Raw genomic sequence first — 1,781 nt, 5'->3', positions numbered from 1 at the left:
ACCCTGGATGGCATTACCGCACTGGGTAATCTGAGTGCGATCACAGTGAGTGGTAATGTAAGTGCGGGCTCTATCAGCACAACCACTGCAACGATCACGAACCTGTCTGGCTTAAGTGGTCTGACAGTTACCGGCAATATCAGTGCGAACACATTGAGTGGTACATTAACTACTGCGAGTCAACCTAATATTACCACGGTAGGAACTTTAACGGGACTTACTGTAAGTGGTACCACTGTTACTAATGTACTGAGTGCTACAACAGCGAACATCACCAATCTGTCTGGTTTACAGAACCTGACAGTTACCGGTAATATAGTAGGCGGAACTTACAGCGGAACTTTATCCCAGGGAACCCTGGATGGCATTACCGCACTGGGTAATCTGAGTGCAATCACAGTGAGTGGTAATGTTGCAGCTGGTTCTATCAGTACAACCACTGCTACGATCGCGAACCTGACCGGTTTAACATCATTGAGTGTAAGTGGTGCGATCACCGGTACCACCCTGGGTGGCACACTGACTACGGCAGCCCAACCTAATATCACGAGCCTTGGCACACTGGCAAGTGTAACGGTAAGTGGCACAGTAGATGCAGGTAATATCAGCGCAACCACAGCAACCATTGGTAACTTAACAGTACCTGGCACGATCACTGGTGGCACGTTCAGTGGCACACTGTCAACTGGTACTTTAAACAGTATCACCAGCCTTGGTAACTTAACAGCCTTAACTGTAACAGGTAATGTTGCAGCAGGTTCTATCAGTACAACTACTATCACCGGTTTGACAAGTCTGACTGTTAACGGCGCAATCACCGGTACCACCCTGGGTGGCACACTGACTACTGCGGCCCAGCCTAATATCACGAGCCTTGGCACACTGGCAAGTGTAACGGTAAGTGGCACCGCTAGCATAGGTAATATCAGCAGCACTACCGGTACCATTGGTAACTTAACAGTACCTGGAACGATCACAGGTGGCACATTCAGTGGTACACTGTCAACTGGTACTTTAAACAGTATCACCAGCCTTGGTAACTTATCAGCCTTAACCGTATCAGGTAATATCACAGCAGGATCTATCAGTACAACCACTGCTACTATCGCTAACTTAACTGGTTTAACATCATTGAGTGTAAGTGGTGCGATCACCGGTACCACACTGGGTGGCACACTGACTACAGCAGCCCAGCCTAATATCACGAGCCTCGGCACACTGGGAAGTGTAACGGTGAGTGGCACAGTAGATGCAGGTAATATCAGCGCTACCACCGGTACCATTGGTAACTTAACGGTACCTGGCACGATCACAGGTGGCACATTCAGTGGCACACTGTCAACTGGTACTTTAAACAGTATCACCAGTCTTGGCAACTTATCAGCCTTAACTGTAACAGGTAATGTTGCAGCAGGTTCTATCAGTACAACCACTGCTACGATCGCGAACCTGACCGGTTTAACATCATTGAGTGTAAGTGGTGCGATCACCGGTACCACCCTGGGTGGCACACTGACTACGGCAGCCCAACCTAATATCACGAGCCTCGGCACACTGGCAAGTGTAACGGTAAGTGGCACAGTAGATGCAGGTAATATCAGCGCAGCCACAGCAACCATTGGTAACTTAACGGTACCTGGCACGATCACCGGCGGAACCTTCAGTGGCACACTGTCAACTGGTACTTTAAACAGTATTACAAGTCTTGGTAACTTATCAGCCTTAACTGTAACAGGTAATGTTACAGCAGGTTCTATCAGTACAACTACTATCACCGGTTT

General features: G+C 48.4%; 1 protein-coding gene. It reads left to right on the top strand.

The window, feature by feature from the left end:
* Window positions 1-1,781, top strand: a 1,781-nt coding sequence (locus AC1RNB_RS18540) for a beta strand repeat-containing protein (RefSeq protein WP_493085245.1), incomplete at both ends; no start/stop codon positions are given.

It is taken from the genome of Sediminibacterium sp. GW821-FHT12F12, from assembly GCF_058806635.1.
This window is presented reverse-complemented; position numbering and strand designations above follow the sequence as displayed.